This window comes from Zunongwangia sp. (assembly GCF_048269745.1).
In the GTDB taxonomy this organism is placed as follows: domain Bacteria; phylum Bacteroidota; class Bacteroidia; order Flavobacteriales; family Flavobacteriaceae; genus Zunongwangia.
On the sequence record NZ_JBLXIB010000021.1, the window covers coordinates 1 to 22,638 of the forward strand.

Consider the following 22,638-nt stretch of genomic DNA (forward strand, 5'->3'; position numbering starts at 1 on the left):
TAAAGTCCAACTATCACCAGAACCGCCGCCACTTCCAATAGAAGTTTTTAAACTATCTATTCGTTCGTTAATATCATCGGCATCTTTCTGTGATTGTACTTTATCCCATTGTTGACCATCCCAAATGTAAAAGCTATTACTTAAATGCTTCTGATTATTTTTTTCCTTATTATAAATTAATAATCCTTCCGCAGGTTTATTAACTGTTTGTTGATCTTTTAAACTTTTTAAAGAAACTTTTGGCAATAATACTCCTGCTTTATCACTATGAATATCCAAAATGGCAGATGGATCTGGATTATCCGTTCCTATTCCAACTTGAGCAAACAGTGTTGAAGTATTAGAGAGAACGAATAATAAAATCATTAAGGAACTGATTCTATTAAAGAAATAGTTATTTTTCATTATTTATCGATTAAATATTCTGTGCAAAATCTTGGCAATATTAAAACAGAATAAACCTTGAAAAAAAAAATTACGATGAGCAACCTAAATACTCGTTGAAGTTTAATCTGCTGTAGGAATTTTACTATAACTTATTTCCTTAATCTGTTGTTTATTAATAATTAAACATTTTAATTTTACGCTGAAAATTTAGATTTCACTCTTTTCTTATAAAGAATTATAAGATGATTTTTGAAGTTTTTATAAAAATAGAATGATCTTTTATTAAACAATGATTTTACTTCTTTTTTAAAATTTAATTATTTGCTATTAATTTTCCGAAAAGGAATATTTTATTAAATTTAAAAGAATTCAGAATTCTCATTTTAAATGATAAAAACCGTACTTACACTATTTATATTTTGTTACACATTAACTGTATTTAGTCAGCAAAAACAGTTGGTTTTTGACGTAATCCATCGAGATAAAAAAATAGGAGAATTTGTAGCTTCTAGAGTAAAGAATAATAAAATAATAACTTATACAAGTAAAACAGCTATAGAAGCTAGATTGTTAGCCAAAATAAATGTAAACTATAATTTTGAAGTTTTGTATGAAGATGATCTAATGCAAAAAGCTTATACAGAAGTAATAGTAAATGGAAAAAGAAGAACCGATTCTAAAACTATAAAACGTAAAAATAGCTATCTTTTTTTTGATTGTGGAGATCATGAATCAACAATTAACTATCCTATTAGTTTTAGTAGTATTCTGTTAATTTTTGAAGAACCCATATCTGTTTCAAAAATTTATAGTGAAGAAAATGGTAATTTTCAAAAGATTACTCGTGTAAAATCACATTGTTATACTAAAGAAAATAAGAAAGGACGAGTAAATACTTATTTCTATAGGAATGGACTTCTACAAAAAGCATTTATAGATAGCGGATTGATAGACTTTGAGTTGCAAATTCAAGAAAAATAATATTTATTGAATAATTAACATAAAAGCTAATTTAAGGTGAATTGATATAATGTTAAGATAAAGCTGATAGTTAAAATTTAATTTTGAAAAAAAATGATGACTAATCAGCATGAAAATATAATAAAAATAGTTAGTGAAATTTTCACAAAAACAAAACGGCTCAAAGAATATTACAATTATTTACTAAACGAAGATTTAGGTCCTCGCTTAGGCTGCTTTATTAAAGAACAATATCACCAAAAATCTCGTTTCCTTATTGAATTAGAGCGAGAATGGTATCAATTACAATCAATAAATTCAATGATTAAATTGAACGACACTCAAGATGGATTAACTTGGATTACTGCTAATTCTGATTTAGAATCTCTAAAAGAAAATCAATTATTAAAACAATTATTAATAATAGAAAATAAAACTATTTCCTGTTACAAGCAAATTAAAAGAGCTTACGAACTCCCAAATGATTTAATGCGAGTAATTGATAGCCAGTTAGATGAAATCAAGTATACTTCTGACACAATCAATAAGTTAGAAGATTTACCTGTTTGCTAAAACATCTCAAAAAATCGCTATTTTTTAATAGGAATCATATAAACTGGTATCGTTGTCTTTTCCAAAATTTTTGAAGCCACTGTGCCAACTAATATTTTTTCTATTGTTGAATGGCTGTGAGTACCCATAACAATTAAGTCTGCACCCCATTTTTTAGCATGTCTCAGTATTCCATCTTCTGCCGCTCCTATTTCTAAAGCAGTAGAAATTCTATCATCAGAAAATTGCTTTTTTGCAGTATCAAGAAATTCAATAGCCATTTTCTCTAACTCATTTTCGGTCTCTAAATTATATCCAAGACTTGTATATCCTTCATAACCCAAAAATCCGGTATAATCTACTCCATACTGAGAAATTTCACCTAATACATGTAAAAATCTTAATTCAGCATTCATCTTTTTTGCCAATTCATAGGCAGCGACAGCTACTTTTTCTGAGTTGGGATGATAATCTAATGTAACAAGTATTTTATCCATAATTGTTTAATTTTAATTTAAGGTAGAATATTTTCTTCTTTTAAATACGCTCCACTTGTAACAGGTGGATAGAAGTATGAATATGATTTAATCTCATCATTGATTTGTTTATTAATTAAATCTCTATTTAGATCTTCTAACGAGTTACATCCAGCGGCAGCAAACAATTCCATAAAATCACGAAGCGTTTGTTCTTGATAGTTTTTTACACGTTTCCACTTGTCTTCAACAACTAAACCTTTTGTAAATCTTTTATCATTAGTAGCAACCCCAGTCGGGCATTTATTAGTGTCACATTTTAAAGATTGTATACATCCTAAGGCAAACATCATCCCTCGGGCTGAATTACATAAATCAGCACCAATACAAAGCGCTTTAAAAATATCGAAAGCGGTAATTATTTTAGTAGCCGTAATAATATGTATATCCTTTTTTAAATCGTATCCGTTTAGGGCATCTACAACAAATAATAAAGCTTTTTCCCAAGGCATCCCTACAGAATTTGAGAAATCTATGGGAGCAGCTCCTGTTCCTCCTTCTGCGCCATCAACAGTTATAAAATCTGGTTTTATACCTGTTTCTATCATTTTTTCACAAATCTCAAAAAATTCGTTTTTAGAACCAATACTTAATTTAAAACCAACAGGTTTCCCCCCGGAAAGATCCCGCAATTGTTTCACAAATTTAAGTAGTCCTTCTGCATCACTAAAGGCTTTATGCCCAGGAGGTGATAAAACTTCGGTATGAGGTTCTACTCCTCTAATTTTGGCAATTTCTTCATTGTTTTTAGAAGCCGGTAAAACACCTCCGTGCCCGGGTTTAGCTCCTTGAGAAATTTTAATTTCGATCATTTTAACTACCGAAAGATTTGCCTTTTTGCTAAATTTTTCAGGATCAAAATTACCATCATCAGTACGGCAGCCAAAATATCCAGTACCGATTTCCCAAACTAAATCACCACCATTAAGATGATAATCGGATATAGCTCCTTCTCCGGTGTCATGAAAAAAGTTTCCGGCTTTTGCTCCTTTATTAAGTGCCTCTATTGCATTTTTACTAAGTGAGCCATAGCTCATCGCTGAAATATTGAATAAAGAGGCATTATATGGCTTTTTACAATCCGGACCACCAATATCTACTCTGGGAATATCTTTTTTTAATTCAGAAGGATAAATGCTATGTTGCATCCATTTGAAATTTTCTACTTCAACATTTAGCTCTGTACCAAATGGATGAGTATCATTTTCAAGTTTTGCTCTAGCATATATATAAGAACGATGGCTTCTATTTATAGGTTTGCCATCGGTGTCATTTTCAACAAAATACTGGTGAATCTCTGGGCTAATCATTTCCAACAAGTAACGCATATGCCCTATCAGTGGAAAATTTCGTAAAATAGCGTGTTTTTTTTGAAATATGTCGTAAAGTCCTATTCCGAAAAGAGATAACCCTATTAATGAAAAGCCATAAATTGGCCAAAGAATTGTACAGACTATTAAGCCTGCTATAATTGCAATAATTAGGGTAAACCCTATTGCTTTTCTCATTGTTTCAATTTTTTATAAAACTAAGGAGCAAATTTTGGCAATTATGCTAAAATGATGTTATAATTTTAAAAAAGAGTGATATTATTTTTTTATAACCATAACACTTGCTTTTGCTCCGGTAAGTAAATTCCATATTTTGTTTACTAAAAGTGTACCATCTTCACCGTATACTTTTAATTCAGCAGTGTTAGGGCCTGAAGTTCCTTGGTTTAAAGCTTCAAATTCAACTGTGTTAAATCCACTTTTTAAATCAACTAATAAAGGATGATAGTTTCCTTCTAGCATTAAGTTTTTTACAATAACTTCGCCATTAACTATAATTTTTACACGATCTCCATCTACATATTGATTATCCCGACAGTATAATTCTACAAATTTACCTTCTGTTTCTACATCTCCTAGATACTGATCTTCTCTGTACGCAGCTTTTGCTTCTTTATCCTTTTTAAATTCTTCAGCAAAACGATCTGCTTCAGTTAAAAGCCCATTATCTTTTTTGCGCATATTAATTTCAGGCTTATCTTTTTTCATGAAGATATTTTCAGTTTCGTTTGGCTTGCTACGTAGCCTAGAAAAAACGGAACTATTGTTATTTAATGTTCCTGATTTTAATGAAGAGCCTGTATTGGTACTACGAGGTATTTCAATTTGAGCTTGACTCTGTAGTATAACAGAAAAAAATATAAAAAAGATAGTAAAATGTTTCATGGGTTTATTAGACTTGCTTTATATTTAATATCAAAAATATAACCAAAATTTAGTAATTTCGATCTGAAATGTAAAAAATAGAAAGTTTTTTTAATGTTTTCAAAAAATAACATTTCAAGAACTAAATTTATAAAAATATTATTCCGATGAAAATCCATCATCTCCTTAAAGATAACTCTGTTGCTACTACTTTTATTGCTCAACTTCGTGATGTAAAAATTCAAAAAGATCGGCTTCGTTTCCGAAGAAATATAGAGCGATTAGGTGAAATTATGAGTTATGAACTCAGTAAAACTTTAGCATATACTGAAAAAACAATCACAACTCCTTTAGATACTATAAAGCAACCTTACTTGCAAAATGATTTAGTGATCTGTTCCATTTTAAGAGCAGGAATTCCTTTGCATAACGGAATTTTGAATTATTTTGATGATGCCGATAATTCATTTATTTCAGCATATAGGCATCATCTAGATAATAGTGAAGAATTTGAAATTAAAGTTGAATATATGGCTTCACCTTCTCTAGAAAATAAAACTTTATTATTGGCAGACCCGATGTTAGCTACCGGAAGATCTTTTGCAAATGTTATGGAAGCTCTACAAGAAATGGGAAAACCGAAGGCTATTCATTTAATGGCAGTAATAGGAGCCCAAGAAGGTATTGATTATTTAGAAAAAATACTTCCTGAAAATGTCCATTTATGGATAGCAGCTATTGATCCTGATTTGGATGAAAATGGATACATAGTACCCGGTTTAGGAGATGCTGGTGATTTATGTTTCGGTACTAAAAAACAACATTAATTTTATGCATTATTGGTTATCTGTTTTTTTAGAATGGATAACCAATAGCAAAATTAAATACTGGTTTGCTTACATCAAATTTCCATCGACCTCCAGATGGTTTTTGAGGATCGTGTATAGGGGCCGCCAAATCGAAACGTAGTACAAATCCTTGAATATCCACTCGTAAACCTATTCCAGAGCCAATCCCAAGTTCATTGATAAAGTTAGAACTAAATTCGCCTCCTTTCAAAGAAGATTCACTATTAGTTGTCCAAACATTTCCGGCATCAGCAAAAACAGCTCCGTTTAAATAACTAAAAAGTGGGAAACGATATTCTATATTAGCTTCTAAACGAACATTACCAGCACGATCGAAATAATCTGAGTTAATATTTACATCCTCTGTAGGTTCTTGCTTGTCTGGATCGTTATCAGGATTATAAGTTCCAGGACCTAACGATCTAATTTTAAAAGCACGTACGCTATATGGTCCTCCTGAAAAATATTGTTTGGTAAAAGGAATAATATCTGAATTCCCATAAGGCATTCCATAACCTCCGAATAGTCTAGCAGCTAATAGTCCAGACTGTTTAAATTTGTAATGATACCGAATATCGACATCTAACTTAGCATATTGAGCATATTCTAAATTAAAAACGGTTTGTGGATCTTCTTTGCTGTGGCCGCTAATTAAACTTAATAAGTTTCCTGCAAAATCTAAATTAGTATTTAAATAAAAGTTTTGTTTTTTTTCTGTATCAACCATTCCATTGTAGGTGAAAGAAAATAAAGAACCTGCTATAAATTGTTGCTCAAAACTACTTTTTAAATAATCGTTTTTATCTAGTATTTTTTGAAACTTATCTGTTTTTTTTATTAAATCAACATAATTTAAAGCTACTGGATCGTATGTGTAGGTTATATATCGATTTGCATTCCATATATAACCAAAAGAACTTGATAATGAAGCAAGTTCAAATAAATCGCTTCGCTTTAAATAGTCAATATTCATACTGATTTTGGTTTTAGGAATATCGTATTTAAAATAATTTTTATTAGGCTTCCACGGGAATAGTAATCGTGGAAATACTAAATCATTCCCTAAACCTATTTGAATACTGTTTAGTCCTGACTGATCGCCGCTAGCCGCTTGAAATTCATACCCTAATTTTAAAGAAGTTTTCAAGGAAACACCAGCGCTAAATAAATTACGCTGATTAAGTGCTAATGCTAAACTAGGTCCCGCAAAATTATTTGATTTTGATACTGCTTGTAATTCCGCTCTTATTGATTTTTTAGTTAAAGGAGACAAATAAATATTAGCTCGCAACAAGCCTAAACTATCGGTTGCAGAAGAATCAACTTCTTCATAATCAATATTAACAAATTTGTAAGCTCCTATATTTCCTAATCGTCTACTAGTAGCTCTTGATTTTTTTGGGCTGTAATAATCACCTTCTTCAATTAAAATAAACGGATCTAAACGTTCTGGTTTAAAGAATAAAGGGTCTGTAGTTTGAATATATTTTTTGTTAGCAAATTGAACAGTGTCTTTAGAAACCGAATCGTTATTTATATTGTTGTTTGGATAAACAGAAACTTCTGAAATTTTATAAGGGATAATCGCTTTTTCTGGAACTGATTTTTTTATTTTCAGAAATAAATCAAACTGCTTTTTATCGTATCGATTGGTATCAGCCTGAAATAATAAAAATGTAGGGTTGAAATTATAATACCCTTTCTCTTTTAGGGCTAAATCTAAACGTTCTCGCTCCGATTTCATGTCCGATAAGTTAAAAAGCATATCTTCTTTGAATTTAGCATCTTTTAATATAGGTTTTATAGATCGATATACTGGAAGAGAATCCGAAACTAACTGATACGTTTTCATTTTATAGGGTTGTGGCAAACTAACAGTATAGGATGCTTTTGCTGTTTTGCTAACCGTATCGAATGAAACATCGGCGTTAGCGCGACTATAAAAATAGCCATCGTTCTCTAAACGATTTATTAATAAATCTTGAGTTTTAGAGATATTTACATCACTTAAATATACAGGCTCCTCTCCTATTTTTTTATTTAAAAATTTATTAATGATTCCGGGTTTTTCACGTTGAGCTTTGTAATAAAAATATAAACCTGGATAAGAACCTAAAAATTTAGTATTTGGTTTTGGAACCAAAACGTTTTCTAGATTCTGTTGTGTAGCATCTACATTTTTAATACTGCTAGTATCGGGAATTACTTCGATTTCGGCTCCTCTGTATAATAATTCATTTTTTGGAATGAACTTTTTAACATTACAAGCTTGCAGTAAAACGATAATTCCTATTATGTATAAATGCCCTTTATTATGTTTCATTACTTATCGTTATCTTTCTGTGCTTCTTATTTTTGAGTCTCTTCTTCATCCTCACTTTCATCTTTTTTTTCTTTCTCTTTCTCGTCTTCTTTTCGTAATAAACTTTTCCATAATTGCTGGAACCGATTAAACTCTTCGGTATAAATTAATGACGCACCAGTTACTATTAATTGCCCATCGATTACATTTTCAAATTGATTTCTTCGGAAACCACGCAATCTGAATTTACCATCTTCTGTAAGCAAATACTCTAGGCTTACATTTCCTATTAATGGATTAGTTTCTTGTTGCGCTGGGCTACCTTCTATATTTACTTGGCTACCAACACTTACAATCAACCGATCGTCAAATAATTTTTTTTGAGCGCTGACATTTAAATCCGTACGTTGTTGACTTCCTTGGTTTTGGTAATCGGTATAACTATCTACACCGAAGTTTAATTGAACTCCAGTATCTCCCAATAATTTATCGGAAAACATATTTAGCTGATCAGAAAGTGCCTGACTTAAATTATCTCTAGCAATAGCCATAGAGCCTCCATTAGCACCGCTTGTTCCTGAATCAGGGTAAAAACGATTTAAAACCAATAAACTGAAAACCTGTTTATTTAACTGATTTTGCTGATTATTAATTTGCTGTACTTTACTATATACATTACCATTTACAGAACCTCTAGAACTTTCAGGCATATCTAGCCCGAAACTTAATTCTGGTTTTGTGAGTTCTCCATTTACGTACAGATATACTTTAAAGGGTAACTTTTTTCGATACTGATTTTGATCATTTGAATTTGCACCTGTTACATCGCTAGCCATTAATCCGTATGCAGAAGTTTCGATATTGTAAATTGCTGTAGCATCTAAATCTGCATTCATAGGATCACCACTCCAACTAACGGTACTTCCTTTTTGAATATCGAAACGTCTATTCACTAAACTGTAAAGGCTTAACTCGTAATGCCCATCGGTTAGCGTATATAATCCGGTTAAGGTTGTTCTACCGTTGGGCAGAATATTAAATCGTAAATCCCCATTCCCTTTTATTTGTAAATTATCGTTCGTTTTTTCATTTAAAACTACATTGATAACGGCATCATTAGTTACTTTAAGACGAGCATCTATATCGTAACCACTAAAAACATAGGATTTTTCTTCAGTACCGGTAAGTATTGCGTCCGGATTTTCTTTATTTACAAATATTACGACACCATCTCGGTTTTCCATTTGTAATTCGGTTTCCGGGATAACGTACGTTATTTCAGTATCTTTACCCACTTCTATTTCTACTTCTAATTTAGGCAAATTAAGATCTCCGGTTAGCCTTGCATCGGCATCGAAACTTGCGTTACCGTAGAACAAATCATTATCCTTTTCTGTAGAATTTAAAACTTTAAAGTTATTGGCTTTAACCGATAAATCAAAAGTGGGATTTATAAAACTTTCTGTACCTACAGAACCATCTATAGCTAGCGTGTTCCCTTTTGTATCTCCTATATTAAAATTATTAAAATAGAAACCTGAATTATCGATTTCTAATACTTCATTCTTCAAAATAAACGGAGCATTAAGTTGCGATACAGTAAATTGAGCATCGCTAAATTGTAATTTCCCTTTGTATTCTGGGTTAGTTGTTGTGCCATTCATTTTGAAATTTCCGGAGAAAGATCCCGATCCTTCTTTTAAAGTTCCTAATGATAAGCCTGAAATGGCTTTCATCTGAACTTCATTAAGATCAAGATCTACATCTATTGTGGCAGAAGTATCGGCTACTTTATAATTGCCTTCTAAATCTAAATCTATAGGGCCTTCTTTTAAAGCCACATCGAATCTATAACTTTCTGCTCCTTTTGCTATTCCTTTTAAATTAAGTTTACCTAAATCTACTTCAAGTGCTTTTAAAGAATCTATCGTTAAATTGGCTAGAAAACCTAGTTTTCCGAATGGATTTACCAATGCAAAGTTCCCATTTAAATTTCCGCTAGCAATTTTTGTTTCTGGATTTAGATACGTTAAAAAGTTTGATAAGTCGAAATTAGAAAACTCGAAGGAGATATTCTCTAAATTATATTCATTCTCTTTATTGTGTAAATTTACTTTCTCTCCATTTCTTTGGAAATTGAAATTCTCGAAAATTAGCGAATCTCCTTTATAAGTAAATAAATTATCTTCTGACGTTTGCCAAGGTTTACTATTTACAACTAAATTTTCAGGTTCAACATGATATGTAACAATATCTTTATCCTCATCTATTTTTACTGTTGAAGCTATATTTACGATTGTATCTTGTTGATAAACGGAGTTGAATCTCAAATTCATCAAATTATTATCTATAGTTCCACTAAATTGAGTTTGTTTTATGTTTAGTGGACCTGCACTTAAAGCTTGAAAACCTGCCGTAAAATCTAAATTCTCCGTATCGGAATTCATACTAAGCCTTAATCCTCCAATTGAAGCTGAATAATATTTTGCATAAGGTAATTTAATGGAAGCATCAAGTTTATGCTCTTTCTCTCTAAAATCAATATTGATATCTAGTGTATCTAATTCATTTAGGTTTACTAAAAATACCTCGCTCATAATAGGTGCCTGAGTAATATACCCTTTAACTTTTAAATTAACAGGATTAGGAATAGTATCACTAGGGTCTGTTTCCGAAAAATAACTTTGAAAATGTCGATTTAAGGATTCACTAAATTCAACCGGACTTGCATTTGATTCTAACGTAAGTTTTACCATTTGGTTATCTAAACGAATCGCTGTAGTATCTGGTGTTACATGAACCGAAAAGCTTAAGTCTCCCATTAAATAGGCTTTATTTTCGTAAACAGCTACTCCTTCAGTTATAACACCTTCGGCATCATAATTTTCACTATTTCCTTTAAAATTAGCCGTTAAATCAAAACCTGTTTTAATTTCTCGCGTATAAATACCTAATGCTTCTAAATCAGCTCCCTTTACATCTAAATCTACACCAAAAGACGGAGAAATGGAATCTAGCTGAATATCTCCATTTAGTGTAGCATTTAAATTATCATCTTTATAATCGGAACTTATAAAGCCACTTCCATCAGTCACTTGCCCTTGTAAACTAAGTTCTTTAAAAGTATAATCGTTATATTTAAAATGATTGACTACTGTTTTTAATTGTGCATCCAATGTATTGACCGAACTTCCACTTCCTTTAGCATTCAGCTTTAAGCTAATTTTTCCTAATGCCGGATTTTGAAGCAAACTACCAATAGCTAAACTATCGGTTTCAGCTGAAGCTTCAAAAGCAATAGTTTCTGTATTCTGAAAATTTCCTTTTACTTGAATACCCCCAAAAGAAGATTCTAGTTTAGCATCTGCTGAAATATCTGCTAAAGTTCCTTCTAGATTACCTGTAACCTGAACATTATCAGGTAAATTTAAGCCTAATTCTAGACTAGTTAGTAAAGGGTCTAGATCATTTTTAGTGGATTTTATATTGAATTTTGGGATAGATAAATATAAATTATCTACATCGGTAGCATTTTTTAAACGCCCTTTTAACGCTATCCGAGTTGAATTTCCCCAATTAACTCTGGCGTTTGGAATATCGATATTCGATAATTTGCCGTTTGCTTTTATAGTTCCGTGAAGCAATTTCTTGCTTAATGCAGCTACATACGGATTCGATTTTAATTGCGGTTGAAAATAAAATGCAGTTGATAGATTAGCTTTAAAATTAGGGATAGTAGCTTTAATTATAATATTTTCAGGTTGATTAATTAACTCGTCTATTGAAGTATATTTAGCCTCTAAATTTCCTTCTAAAGAATTGTTATTTAACCGAACTGCTAAGTTTTCTATATTTGTTTGCTTTTCGTCAAACTGAATAGTAGTTTCAAAGGATTTTAATTGTAAACCAGAAGCTTCTTCAAAAGCTATATTATCAATAATAGCTGAAAGTTTTTTATCTTTTAATGCTAGTTCTCCGGTTTTTAGTTCTAAATTCAATAATTTAATAGCATCTGCATTAAATTTTCCAGGAGTTATTAGTGCATTATTATTTATGTAAGCTATATTATTTTTAGCAAAATCAATTTCATCAATTTTAATAATCCAAATTGGCCACTCGAAACCTGAATTTGATGTTTCCGGTGATGTTTTTGCTGGCTTTTGATTTGTTTTAGTCATTTTCAAAAGCGTGTTAGAATTAGTCAATGCTAAAGATTCTGCATTAATTACAGATGTTCTTAAATCTAATTCACTCTTTGAAGCAGAAAACTTAGGGATGTTGGTTTGCAATTCTAATCCGTCAGGTTTCGAAACATATTTAACAGCTATTTTTTCTAAATCGACATCCCCTATTTTAAACATAGGTAATACACTAGTGGTATCTTCTTCGCTTTCGGGTAAAGGTTTTAACTGCTTGTAAGAAACTACTGTATTTTTTAGAGCTATTTTTGAAGCATCGTATTGCATATCTGCCATATCAATACTATTCATTTCTACGGCTAAATCTCCTAATATTAAATTAGCTTGTGCGCCTAAAACTGCATCATCAAAATTTAAAAAGATATTTTTTAAGTATACATCTCCTACCGAGATTTCCATCGGCTTTGAGTTTGTTGGTTGTTGCTGAGTAGTGTCTGCTGTAGCAAAAGCATCTATCAAAAACTGAAAATTATAACCTTTTATACTATCTTCTCTATGAATATTTGCTTTAACACCTTCCAGATTTACTTCATTCACGCCAAATGCATTCCCTTTAATTAATGGCCAAATTGCAATTTGTGCATCTAAACTATTAGCATACAATAATGTATCTCCACTAGTTTCTTCAACATAAAGCTTTTCTAGGGTTACAGCACCATCAAAAGCTATAAAAAGTTTATCTATTTTAATTTCGGTATTTGTTTCCTTTTCAAGATATGCAACTACACGCTGGACAATTATATTTTGCCCCCAAGGACTTCTAATAAAAAGGAGGAGTAATATTAAAAACACTACAATTCCTGCAATAATTTTTAGGAATATTCTAAGTGTCTTTTTTATTTTAGGACTAATGTTTTGCAATTATTATGGGTAGTTTTTGTGTATAGTTAATTTATAGTGCAATTAACAACGAAGAGATTATAATTAACAAGTCAGTTTTATAATCTTCTGTTAAAAATAAATTTTCAGCAAAACTGTAGCAAAATTTCTACAATTAAAAGCTATAAATCCTCAGTTTCTTAAATTTATACAAGTATTTGTTTTATTGGAATTATTATTATTATTGTTGTTATTTATTTCATTTACAGTTATTTGTATGATTTTAATATTTCTTTAAATTTCTGTGGCTAATTTTTTGACTTAAAAGTCAAATATAAAGTTTCATCATAAACAATGAAACGTTAACCACATATTTAAAAAAATAAATAGCAATGAAAAAAAGTTTCGCAATTACTCTATTTTCTACAGCCTTATTGGCTTCATGTGTATCTAAAAAAAAGTATGTTTCATTAGAAGGTCAGCTAGATGACACTAAAACCACATTACAAAAAACAAGAGTTGAAAAAGAAGAAATTGAACAAAAATACGCTGCTATTGAAAATCGAGTAGCCGATTATAATGCAAAAATAAATTCGCTTCGACAAGAAAATGACGAAAAATTAGAATTGAATGATGTAGCTGCTATGTCTAACAATTCTAAAGAAAAAATGCGAGAAACCATCGCAAAAATGCCTCAAGATAAACTACAAGGTCTTACTACTTTAGAAGATTCTATAAATGCAGCAATATCTTATAATTTAAGAAACACTATCACAGAAGGTGGTGATGAAGATGTAGATATAAGTGTAGATAAAACTGTAGTAATGATTAATGTTTCTGATAAATTATTATTTAGAAGCGGAAGTTATTGGGTAAGTAAAGATGCTTATCCGCTATTACAAAAATTAGCTGATGTTATAAATAGCGAACCAGCTATGGAAGTTATGGTTGAAGGGCATACTGATAACCAAACCATGGTTAAAGAATCGTATTTAGAAGATAATTGGGATTTAAGTGTACGTAGAGCCACTTCTATCGTTAGAATTTTACAAGATAAATACGATGTAGATGGTGCTAAATTAATTGCTGCCGGACGAAGTAGTTTTGCTCCATTAGTAGATAATGATAGCGCTGAAAACCGTGCAAAAAACAGAAGAACTAGAATTGTTATTCTTCCAAACTTAGATAAGTTTCTAGCGCTTCTAGATTCTGAAAAATAAAAACCACCAACTAAATATTACTTACTAACTAAACTTGAAAGCGGAAACAACTGTTGTTTCCGCTTTTTTTATGATTAAATTTGCCCTGTTTCATTTGAACTTTTATAAGTAAAATTCACTTTTTTGATACAGAAATTTATAGATGCGTTAACTAAATATCAGCAGCTTTCAGCAGAAGCTACAGCAGCTTTTATTGCTATTTCAAAGCCACGTCTTATTCCAAAAGGAGCTTATTTTTTAGAGCAAGGGCAAATTCCAAAAGCATACGCTTATATTAATCAAGGTTTGTTTTCCTATTTTCACACCTTCGAAAATGGTACTATTGTTATTAAAAAATTCTTCTCAGAAAATTCATTTATTGCTTCAACATCAGCACTTATTCAAAAGAAATCTAGTCTTTTCAGTATTCAGGCTTTAGAAGACACTCATATTTTAGAATATCAAAATAGCGATTATCGATTATTAATGAAGGAATTTCCTGAAATTGCTTCTTTCCATATTAATTATTTAGAAAAAAATTGGGTAGTAGATAAAGAGCTATTGGAAATTAATTTAAAATATGAAACAGCTAAAACACGCTATAAAACATTTAAAAATGAATATAGTACAATCGAAAATCGGTTAAAACAACATCAAATTTCATCGTATTTAGGCATTACTCCAACTCAATTAAGTCGAATCCGAAAAAACTTAAAAAATAATTGATTCTTTTCAACATATGTACATGTTTTAGTTAATGGAGCGATATAGCTTTGCCTTATTAATTTAATAATATAGTAAAATGAAACGATTATTCTTATTATTCGCTTTTCTAATAGTGTATTGCACTAACGCATTGGCTCAACAAATCGATACCTTGGAAGTCTACAGCAAATCGATGAAAAAAAATATTGAAACAATTGTTATAACGCCATCAAAAAATAAAAATCTATCCATAATTTATGTGTTGCATGGGTATAGCGGCAATCCCGAACGAACACTTAAAAAAGATATTCCCACTTTATTAAAACTCAGTGTTACCTACAATATGGTATTTGTTCTACCTGATGGTAATTATGATAGCTGGTATATTGATAGTCCTATTAAAAATTCAAAATATGAAACTTTTATAACTTCGGAATTAAATAGCTATATCAATAAAAAATATCATACACAACAATCTCAAAAAGCAATTATGGGCTGGAGTATGGGAGGTCATGGAGCCTTATATTTAGGCGCTCGTCATCCAAAATTATTTTCAGCAATAGTAAGTATTAGTGGAGCAATTAATATGTTAGCTTACGGAGAAGATTATGGGGTGACAAAAATTTTAGGAAATAACAAAGAGAAATGGAAAGCTTATACCGCTAGTTCTCAAATCGAAAAATTGAAAAATTCGAATCAAAAAATCTTGATTAGTTGTGGGTATAATGATGTTTTAATTGAACAAAACCTAGAACTTCACAAAAAACTTATAGCATTGAATATTCCACATTATTACGAAGAAAGTCCAGGAAAACATAATGCAGATTATTGGGCTGATGCTGCGAATACTCAAATTTATATATTACATAAATTTTTCAAAAATAATGAATAGTAATTTAAAGGGTATAATTTTTATTGCTGTAGGAGCTTCTTCTTACGGGGTCTTAGCTACTTTTGTAAAATATGCAAATAATAATGGTTTTGGTACGGCAGGACTTGCATTTTCACAATATTTATTTGGCGCAGTAGTATTGAGTATAGTCTCGTTTTTTATCTCTCAAAAATCGAAATCTACTATAAAAAAGCCTATTATTTCAAGATGTCCAAAATTAAAATTAATGCTTTTCGGAACTACACTGGGGCTTACCAGTAGTTTCTATTACCTTTCTATACAATATGTTCCGGTATCAGTAGGTATTATTTTACTGATGCAAACCATCTGGATGGGCGTGGTACTTGAATATTTTGTGGCAAGACATTTAATTACAAATACTAAAATTTTAGGTGCAATATTGGCAATTCTCGGAACAGCTCTAGCAGCAAAATTGTTTGAAGGAGAAATTTCGATTAATTTTACAGGAATTGGCTTTGGGCTTTTAGCAGCACTTAGTTACACAGGAGCTATGTATACTTCTAATAAAGTAGCTCTAGAACTTCCTATAATTACACGAAGTAAATATTTAGTGTTAGGCGGCCTTATCGTAGTAACTATGTTTTGGAATTTTCAAATTTTAGAAGAGTTTAATTTACCATTATTTTTAAAATGGGGCACCTTTCTAGGTTTCTTCGGGACCATACTTCCTCCTATTTTATTCAATAAGGGGTTTCCTGAAATTGGTACTGGTTTAGGAAGTATAATTGCAGCTTTAGAAATACCGGTTTCTGTTTTTAGCGCATATTTAGTGTTAAATGAAAAAATATCTGTGCTACAATGGTTAGGGATTTTAATTATTTTAATAGCTGTACTCGTAATTAATTGGACAAATTTATTCCGACGTAGTAAAAAGTAAATACTCTATTTTAAAAATTTTTAATATTGAAGAATATTTAAAACATAATAAATGCAAACTAATTGGCGAGAACAATTTTGTTCTCGCTTTTTTATACCTTTATTTAAGTAATCGAAATCAACTTTTTATAATACCGATTCTAACATTACAAACCATTTTAAATGAGAAACAAAACAGTTATAAATGAAGATAAAAAATTTGAGAAAATTAATTACACCGAAAAAACATTAAGGAACAGAGAATTTTTTCAATGCGATTTTATTAGGTGTAATTTTACAGAAAGCGACTTGCGAGGAAATACTTTTGAAGATTGTACTTTCGAAAATTGTAACTTCTCGATGACAAGTATAGACGGTACAGGTTTTAGAAATGTACTATTTTTAGATTCTAAAATACTCGGAATCGATTTTTCAAAATGTAATGAGTTTATGTTTTCATTTAAATTTGAGAATTGTTTACTCGATTACAGTACCTTCTTCAGAACTAAAATGCAAAAAACAGCATTTATAAATTGTTCTTTAAAACAAGTCGATTTTTCTGAGGTAGATTTAACATCATCCCTATTTACAAATTCAGATTTAACGGGAGCATTATTTTCAAGAACAGTTCTTGAAAAAGTAGATTTTAGCAATGCACAAAATTTCGCTATAGATCCTGAACAGAATAGCATGAAGAAAGCTAAATTTTCAGCAAATCAGCTTGAAAGTTTATTGTATAAATATGATTTGACTATTTTATGATATTGAAATTCAAATTAATCGCATAAATTATTTTAATATAAATTTATAAACAAAAAATACTTAACTATTTTCAGATTTATTTAAATTTCGCGCGATTTAATCTTAAAAGATATAATGATGAAAAATGTTCATACTTCTAAAATACAAACAGGATTTCGAATTTTACTCGGATTAATGATGTTAATGGCCGGAATTGGGCATTTAACTTTTCAGCGAGGGGAATTTCAAGCACAAGTTCCCGATTGGATTCCACTTAGTAAAGATATTGTTGTAATAGCTTCTGGTGTTGTGGAAATTTCTTTTGGTTTGCTAATGGTTTTTCTAGCTAAACATAAAGTAAAAGTAGGTATTGTATTAGCCATTTTTTACATTCTAATTTTCCCTGGAAATATCGCTCAGTATATAAACGGCATAGATGCTTTCGGTTTAGATACCGATCGTAAACGGCTTATTCGTCTTTTCTTTCAGCCTGTACTAATCTTATGGGCATTATGGTCTACAGGCGCTTTAAAATATTTATTGAAAAAGAAGAATTAATTTATTAAAAAAGGGCTTTTATAGAAGCCCTTTTTTATTGGTTATCTTTTATCTATTCTGAAGCGTAAGTAATTTTTTGAATCTCTAAAAGCCTCAGCTCCTGCCCTAATTGAAATTCGACAATTTCTCCTACTTTTTTCCCAGTTACAGCTTTAGCTATTGGGGCAACAAAAGCTATTTTTTGCTGTTTTACATTTGCTTCATCTACACCAACAATTTTAAATGCTTGCAGTGTATTTGTATTCTTATTCAGCAAATTAACAAAAGCACCAAAACGAACTTCACCGCTAGGTTGCTGGTTGGGATAAATAATTCTAGCAGCAGTACGCCTTTCTGCTAATAATTTTAATTTTCCGTCTATTATAGCTTTAGCTCTCCTTTTTTCTGTCTCATTCTCGGTATCTACATTTTTTCGAGCTAATTCTAACTCTTTTTGTTCATCTTCTAAAGCTTTATAACCTTCTGGTGTTACATAATTGATAACTCCAGCTGGCAGTGCTGCTCTTGGCGGTATTACTGGAGCCTCTTCTTGATCTTCTTCTTTCACAAATCCTCTACTCATTCTTTTTCATTTTATCAACTTATTAATTTACACTATTTTTATCGGTTTTCAAAAAGTAATAGATTCCTATTTGTTTAGGAATACTACTTTTGTTTAAAATCGATAATTAGTATGTCTGTAAAAGCAAAAAAACTTTTGGTAATTGGATATGTTTGGCCAGAGCCTGAGTCTTCGGCTGCAGGAAGCAGAATGCTTCAGCTTTTACAATTCTTTTTGTCGAATAATTTTGAAATTACTTTCGCGACAACGGCAAAAGATTCTAATTACAGATTTGAGATTGAAAGTTTAGGAATAAAAACTGCACATATCGAATTAAATAAAGATAGCTTTAATGAATTTGCTAGTTCTTTACAGCCAAATATCGTATTATTCGATCGGTTTATGATGGAAGAACAGTTTGGATGGCGTATTGAAGAAACTTGCCCAAATGCAATAAAAATTCTAGATACCGAAGATCTTCATTTTTTACGAAATGCTAGAAAAAAAGCATTACAGCAACCGGAAAAATTTGATTCTTTTCTTCGGAATTCAGATTTAGCCAAACGAGAAATTGCGGCAATTTACCGTTGTGATATTAGTTTGATAATAGCAGATTTTGAAATGGAAATACTTCAAAAATCATTTGCTATTCCTCCTAGTATTTTGCATTATTTACCGTATGCTTTATCTGAAAAAAAATTAAAAATAACGGTTGATTTACCTAATTTCGATAAACGATCGGATTTTGTATTTATTGGCAATTTTTTACACGAACCTAATTGGAATGCTGTACTTCATCTAAAGAATAAGATATGGCCTGAAATACGAAAAAAATCGCTCAATGCTAATTTATTAATTTATGGAGCTTATCCTTCTAGTAAAGTGTATAATTTACATAACGAAAAAGAAGGATTTTTAATTAAAGGAAGGGCTGAACAAGCTTTCGATGTTTTAAAAACTGCAAGAATTCTTTTGGCTCCTTTACAATTTGGAGCCGGATTAAAAGGGAAATTTGTAGATGCAATGCAAACGGGAACTCCATCGGTTACTACTTCTATTGGTGTAGAAGGAATAACTAGTGCAGAAAATTGGAACGGATTTGTAACCGATAATGATATTGAATTTGTAGAAAAAGCAATCGAGTTATATACGAATGAAAATTTATGGAATCAAAAATCAAAAAAAGGTCCTGAAATTTTAAATAGTCGATTTTCTGCCTCCGATTTGCTACCTAAACTTCGAGAAAAAATTGAAGTTGTTTCCTCTAATCTCGATCAGCATCGATTAGAAAATTTTACAGGTAGTATGCTTAAGTTTCATTATAACCGGAGTACCTATTTTATGTCTAAGTATATTGCTGAAAAAGAAGAAAACCGCGCCAAAGGCACGGTTTAAAAAAACTAAATCAAATTAATTAAATTAGGCCGTTATAGAAATTTGTTGAAATAATTTTTGATTTAATTTTCGCAAAGCAGTGATTTTATCCTCCGTATCTACCAATAACGAGATGTTGTTACTACTTCCTCCATAACTAATCATTCGGACAGGAATGTCGTTTAGAATTTCGAAAATATGATAACTGGATTGATCTTCAATTAAAGATTCACCTACAATGCAAATAATACTTTGTGATTTATCGACGGTAATTTCTCCATAATCGTTTAAAGCTTCCAGAATTTGTTCTAAGTTTCTATCATCATCTATAGTTAAAGAAATTGCTATTTCCGATGTAGTAATCATATCAATAGAAGTTTCAAACGTATCGAAAACTTCAAATATTTTATGTAAAAATCCGTGTGCCATCAACATTCTATTCGATTTAATTTTAATGGCAGTAATATCATCTTTAGCAGCTATAGCTTTTAGCCCTTTGCTTGTAATATGGGATGATATTTTTGTTCCAATAGCATCAGGAGTAAATGTGTTTTTAAGTACAATTGGGATTCCTTTAGCGATAACAGGAGAGACTGTTTGAGGGTGCAAAATTTTGGCTCCGAAATAAGCAAGCTCAGCGGCTTCTTCAAAAGTTAATTCGGATATGGCGTAAGTATCCGGTACATACCGAGGATCGTTATTATGGAATCCGTCAATATCAGTCCAAATTTGTACTTCGGAAGCTCCAATAGCTCCTCCTAAAATGGTTGCCGTATAATCGCTCCCTCCACGTTTTAGAGTACTTATGTTGTTGTTTTTGTCTAACCGAACAAAACCTTGTGTGATAAATAGATCTTTTGCTGTACAATTTTGTGTGGCTTCTCCAAATAATTGACCTATTCTATTAGTATCCGGATTTTCTATAGAATCTACATGCATAAATTCTTTAGCATCTAACCAAGAGTTATAAATACCTTCCGCTTTAAAGTAGCTCGATACAATATAGGTAAGCATAGTTTCTCCATACGTAACAATTTCAGCATATAAGTTTTCAGAATATTCGTTAAGGCTTGCAGCCGTTAATTCATTTAAACGTTCCGATACAAAAACCTTTGTTTTATTATTTATAGCTTTATTTGAAATAAGCTTATCTATTGTTTCAAAATGACGTTCCTTAAGCGCATCAATAATTTTTGTAGCCGCTTCCCTATTTTGAGTTTTAGTTAGGTTAGAAATTGCTACTAAATCGTTTGTAACTCCACTCATAGCAGAAAGTACTAATAACTTTTTGCCGGATTGATTCTGAACGATATTTTTTACATTCTGAATACTTTCTGCAGTTCCTACGGATGTTCCACCGAATTTTAAAACTTTCATTATTGTCATTTTTAACTGCTACAAGTTTAAGATGAAAGCCTAACTTTTAGAAAAAAATGATTCATTTTATATACATTTGTACAAAATGTTTATTATTAAACAATGAAAACAATTACCACTTGTGTACACGATATTATTCGTCATCAACCATTTTTAGACGATGCTATAACCCGAAATATTATTAATTTTAGCGGATTAGCAGAAGATTTGCAGCCAGAGGTAGAAAAAGAAATGCGAAAACCTGTAAAAACGGGTAGTATTATTATGGCACTTAGGCGTTATGCTCCTAATAGAATAAAAATAAACCAAAAAAATCTTCGAGAATTAGGAGATATTATTGTTCGTTCAGGAATTACTGAATATACTTTTTTAAATTCAAAAACAATTATTGCTAATAAATCTAAATTATTAGATGCCGTTAAAGATCAAAGTGGTATATATTTAAATTATTCGAGTAATTATCAGGAAAGTAATATATTGGTTTCTTCGAGCTTAAAATATTTAGTGGAAGATTATTTTACTAATGAGGTTCGAGTGACTGTTAAAGATGATCTTTCTTCAATTACTATAGCTCTTCCAAAAAACAGTAGTCAATCTGTAGGAATGTATTTTTACTTTTTTAAACTGTTAGCTTATGAAGGCATCCCCATTTTTGAAATGATATCGACTTCAAATTATTTTGCAATTTTTTTAGAACCACAATATGTAAATCAAGCTTTTTTATTATTAAATGAGATAAAAAAATAATACTTATTTAGTTACCAATATCCTAAAAATACGCCTAATAATGCTATTGTAGTTACAATTATAACAATAAAGATGGAAATTTTAGTTGTTTTCCCAAATGCTAGAGGAGGTTCTTTACATTCCTCTTCCTTAGTGTATTTAGTCTCTTGGTTTATCTTTTTGTAAGCTTTCATAAGCTATTACTAATTATCTAAAATTTTATATACGCAAAAAGGTTTTGGGTGGTTTCGTGTTTTTTGAGTAGGCGGTGCAAAATTATTACACTTCAAGCTTTTTTCTCCTATTTTCTTTATTATTTATATAATTATAAATATTGTTTATTTGAAAATAGTATTACTAGTATTTATTCTGAATATGATGAGGTTATATAATTGTTTTACTATTTCTGAATTGTACCTTTTAAAATGTAGATAGTAAGTTTTTTCCGACCAAAACGAGTTGCTTTTTTTATATTGGTTCCCATGTAAATATCGATTCTATTTCTCCACTTACTATTCATTTTATCTTTAACGAAAAATATACTATCAAATCCTTCAATTTTAATTTTGCTATTATGGCTTATTCCTTTTGCAAGTAAATCTCTAGAAACAGCAATAGCATTCATACCTGGTTTTAATGTATCGCCCCAAGCCGCGATATCAGGATTTTCGTAATTAGTTTGTTGTTTTACAGAATTAAAAGCCGATACGGTAACTAATAAGGTATCTGTATAAATATTTGGTTCTATTTTCTTTTTAGCTTGTTCTTTTTTAGAATAATATTTACAAGAAAAAGCACCTAAAAGAAGCAATAGCAAACAAATTTTAGAATATTTTTCTTTCATAAAAAAA

At 30.6% G+C, this 22,638-nt stretch carries 19 protein-coding genes and 1 pseudogene; 11 read left to right on the forward strand and 9 right to left on the reverse strand.

Annotated elements, in window-relative coordinates; genetic code table 11:
• Window positions 1-366: pseudogene (locus ACN0WI_RS15775) on the reverse strand (hypothetical protein); the annotation flags it as partial.
• Between the two features lie 408 nt (window positions 367-774).
• On the opposite strand from ACN0WI_RS15775, the gene ACN0WI_RS15780 reads away from it, so the two are divergent.
• Window positions 775-1,368, forward strand: coding sequence for a DUF6134 family protein (locus ACN0WI_RS15780; protein ID WP_417888013.1), 594 nt, complete (start codon window positions 775-777; stop codon window positions 1,366-1,368).
• Between the two features lie 93 nt (window positions 1,369-1,461).
• Entirely contained in the window at window positions 1,462-1,920 is a 459-nt protein-coding gene (locus tag ACN0WI_RS15785) for a hypothetical protein (RefSeq protein WP_417888014.1), read from the forward strand.
• A gap of 17 nt (window positions 1,921-1,937) precedes the next feature.
• Here ACN0WI_RS15785 and ACN0WI_RS15790 read toward each other — a convergent pair whose 3' ends face one another.
• The 3 genes from ACN0WI_RS15790 to ACN0WI_RS15800 all read right to left on the reverse strand — a co-directional run bounded on the left by ACN0WI_RS15790 (window position 1,938) and on the right by ACN0WI_RS15800 (window position 4,474).
• Entirely contained in the window at window positions 1,938-2,396 is a 459-nt protein-coding gene (locus tag ACN0WI_RS15790; RefSeq protein WP_417888015.1) for a universal stress protein, read from the reverse strand.
• A 17-nt stretch (window positions 2,397-2,413) separates the two neighbouring features.
• Window positions 2,414-3,943, reverse strand: a complete 1,530-nt coding sequence (locus ACN0WI_RS15795; protein WP_417888016.1) for an FMN-binding glutamate synthase family protein — start codon at window positions 3,941-3,943, stop codon at window positions 2,414-2,416.
• Between the two features lie 81 nt (window positions 3,944-4,024).
• Entirely contained in the window at window positions 4,025-4,474 is a 450-nt protein-coding gene (locus ACN0WI_RS15800; RefSeq protein WP_417888017.1) for a hypothetical protein, read from the reverse strand.
• A 323-nt stretch (window positions 4,475-4,797) separates the two neighbouring features.
• On the opposite strand from ACN0WI_RS15800, the gene upp reads away from it, so the two are divergent.
• Window positions 4,798-5,457, forward strand: coding sequence for a uracil phosphoribosyltransferase (gene upp / locus ACN0WI_RS15805; RefSeq protein WP_417888018.1), 660 nt, complete (start codon window positions 4,798-4,800; stop codon window positions 5,455-5,457).
• A gap of 28 nt (window positions 5,458-5,485) precedes the next feature.
• Here upp and ACN0WI_RS15810 read toward each other — a convergent pair whose 3' ends face one another.
• Together ACN0WI_RS15810 and ACN0WI_RS15815 are read right to left on the reverse strand one after the other, a co-directional pair.
• A complete protein-coding gene (locus ACN0WI_RS15810; RefSeq protein ID WP_417888019.1) occupies window positions 5,486-7,801 on the reverse strand; it encodes a BamA/TamA family outer membrane protein in 2,316 nt (771 codons plus the stop codon).
• A gap of 26 nt (window positions 7,802-7,827) precedes the next feature.
• Window positions 7,828-12,840 (reverse strand): translocation/assembly module TamB domain-containing protein, encoded by a 5,013-nt coding sequence (locus tag ACN0WI_RS15815; protein WP_417888020.1) that lies wholly within the window; start codon window positions 12,838-12,840, stop codon window positions 7,828-7,830.
• A 350-nt stretch (window positions 12,841-13,190) separates the two neighbouring features.
• On the opposite strand from ACN0WI_RS15815, the gene ACN0WI_RS15820 reads away from it, so the two are divergent.
• The 6 genes from ACN0WI_RS15820 (at window position 13,191) to ACN0WI_RS15845 (ending at window position 17,769) form a co-directional block, all read left to right on the forward strand.
• Window positions 13,191-14,018 (forward strand): OmpA/MotB family protein, encoded by an 828-nt coding sequence (locus tag ACN0WI_RS15820; RefSeq protein ID WP_417888021.1) that lies wholly within the window; start codon window positions 13,191-13,193, stop codon window positions 14,016-14,018.
• 123 nt (window positions 14,019-14,141) lie between these two features.
• Complete coding sequence (locus tag ACN0WI_RS15825; RefSeq protein WP_417888022.1) at window positions 14,142-14,723, forward strand: Crp/Fnr family transcriptional regulator; 582 nt, start codon at window positions 14,142-14,144, stop codon at window positions 14,721-14,723.
• Window positions 14,724-14,799: 76 nt separating this feature from the next.
• Window positions 14,800-15,594 (forward strand): alpha/beta hydrolase, encoded by a 795-nt coding sequence (locus tag ACN0WI_RS15830; protein ID WP_417888023.1) that lies wholly within the window; start codon window positions 14,800-14,802, stop codon window positions 15,592-15,594.
• On the forward strand, window positions 15,587-16,492 hold the full coding sequence (locus ACN0WI_RS15835; RefSeq protein WP_417888024.1) for an EamA family transporter: 906 nt from the start codon (window positions 15,587-15,589) through the stop codon (window positions 16,490-16,492). The genes ACN0WI_RS15830 and ACN0WI_RS15835 overlap by 8 nt, the downstream gene beginning before the upstream one ends.
• A gap of 161 nt (window positions 16,493-16,653) precedes the next feature.
• Complete coding sequence (locus ACN0WI_RS15840) at window positions 16,654-17,232, forward strand: pentapeptide repeat-containing protein (protein ID WP_417888025.1); 579 nt, start codon at window positions 16,654-16,656, stop codon at window positions 17,230-17,232.
• 114 nt (window positions 17,233-17,346) lie between these two features.
• The gene (locus ACN0WI_RS15845; RefSeq protein ID WP_417888026.1) at window positions 17,347-17,769 is read left to right on the forward strand and encodes a hypothetical protein; all 423 of its coding nucleotides are present in this window, start codon (window positions 17,347-17,349) and stop codon (window positions 17,767-17,769) included.
• Between the two features lie 52 nt (window positions 17,770-17,821).
• Here ACN0WI_RS15845 and ACN0WI_RS15850 read toward each other — a convergent pair whose 3' ends face one another.
• Complete coding sequence (locus ACN0WI_RS15850) at window positions 17,822-18,331, reverse strand: GreA/GreB family elongation factor (protein WP_417888027.1); 510 nt, start codon at window positions 18,329-18,331, stop codon at window positions 17,822-17,824.
• 111 nt (window positions 18,332-18,442) lie between these two features.
• Here ACN0WI_RS15850 and ACN0WI_RS15855 point away from each other — a divergent pair, with 111 nt between their 5' ends.
• Window positions 18,443-19,705 (forward strand): glycosyltransferase, encoded by a 1,263-nt coding sequence (locus ACN0WI_RS15855; protein WP_417888028.1) that lies wholly within the window; start codon window positions 18,443-18,445, stop codon window positions 19,703-19,705.
• 24 nt (window positions 19,706-19,729) lie between these two features.
• On the opposite strand, the gene ACN0WI_RS15860 is transcribed toward ACN0WI_RS15855, so the two are convergent.
• Window positions 19,730-21,061, reverse strand: a complete 1,332-nt coding sequence (locus tag ACN0WI_RS15860) for an aspartate kinase (protein WP_417888029.1) — start codon at window positions 21,059-21,061, stop codon at window positions 19,730-19,732.
• 102 nt (window positions 21,062-21,163) lie between these two features.
• Between ACN0WI_RS15860 and ACN0WI_RS15865 the strand changes: the two genes are divergently transcribed.
• Entirely contained in the window at window positions 21,164-21,808 is a 645-nt protein-coding gene (locus tag ACN0WI_RS15865; protein ID WP_417888030.1) for a hypothetical protein, read from the forward strand.
• A gap of 379 nt (window positions 21,809-22,187) precedes the next feature.
• Here the strand turns inward: ACN0WI_RS15865 and ACN0WI_RS15870 are convergent, their stop codons facing one another.
• Window positions 22,188-22,631, reverse strand: coding sequence for a 3D domain-containing protein (locus ACN0WI_RS15870; protein WP_417888031.1), 444 nt, complete (start codon window positions 22,629-22,631; stop codon window positions 22,188-22,190).
• Between the last annotated feature and the right edge of the window lie 7 nt (window positions 22,632-22,638).

Coding starts and splice junctions, on each gene's coding strand:
- ACN0WI_RS15780 (WP_417888013.1), top strand. CDS start 775: ATGATAAAAACCGTACTTACACTATTTATATTTTGTTACACATTAACT.
- ACN0WI_RS15785 (WP_417888014.1), top strand. CDS start 1,462: ATGATGACTAATCAGCATGAAAATATAATAAAAATAGTTAGTGAAATT.
- ACN0WI_RS15790 (WP_417888015.1), bottom strand. CDS start 2,396: ATGGATAAAATACTTGTTACATTAGATTATCATCCCAACTCAGAAAAA.
- ACN0WI_RS15795 (WP_417888016.1), bottom strand. CDS start 3,943: ATGAGAAAAGCAATAGGGTTTACCCTAATTATTGCAATTATAGCAGGC.
- ACN0WI_RS15800 (WP_417888017.1), bottom strand. CDS start 4,474: ATGAAAAAAGATAAGCCTGAAATTAATATGCGCAAAAAAGATAATGGG.
- upp (WP_417888018.1), top strand. CDS start 4,798: ATGAAAATCCATCATCTCCTTAAAGATAACTCTGTTGCTACTACTTTT.
- ACN0WI_RS15810 (WP_417888019.1), bottom strand. CDS start 7,801: ATGAAACATAATAAAGGGCATTTATACATAATAGGAATTATCGTTTTA.
- ACN0WI_RS15820 (WP_417888021.1), top strand. CDS start 13,191: ATGAAAAAAAGTTTCGCAATTACTCTATTTTCTACAGCCTTATTGGCT.
- ACN0WI_RS15830 (WP_417888023.1), top strand. CDS start 14,800: ATGAAACGATTATTCTTATTATTCGCTTTTCTAATAGTGTATTGCACT.
- ACN0WI_RS15835 (WP_417888024.1), top strand. CDS start 15,587: ATGAATAGTAATTTAAAGGGTATAATTTTTATTGCTGTAGGAGCTTCT.
- ACN0WI_RS15840 (WP_417888025.1), top strand. CDS start 16,654: ATGAGAAACAAAACAGTTATAAATGAAGATAAAAAATTTGAGAAAATT.
- ACN0WI_RS15845 (WP_417888026.1), top strand. CDS start 17,347: ATGATGAAAAATGTTCATACTTCTAAAATACAAACAGGATTTCGAATT.
- ACN0WI_RS15850 (WP_417888027.1), bottom strand. CDS start 18,331: ATGAGTAGAGGATTTGTGAAAGAAGAAGATCAAGAAGAGGCTCCAGTA.
- ACN0WI_RS15855 (WP_417888028.1), top strand. CDS start 18,443: ATGTCTGTAAAAGCAAAAAAACTTTTGGTAATTGGATATGTTTGGCCA.
- ACN0WI_RS15860 (WP_417888029.1), bottom strand. CDS start 21,061: ATGAAAGTTTTAAAATTCGGTGGAACATCCGTAGGAACTGCAGAAAGT.
- ACN0WI_RS15865 (WP_417888030.1), top strand. CDS start 21,164: ATGAAAACAATTACCACTTGTGTACACGATATTATTCGTCATCAACCA.
- ACN0WI_RS15870 (WP_417888031.1), bottom strand. CDS start 22,631: ATGAAAGAAAAATATTCTAAAATTTGTTTGCTATTGCTTCTTTTAGGT.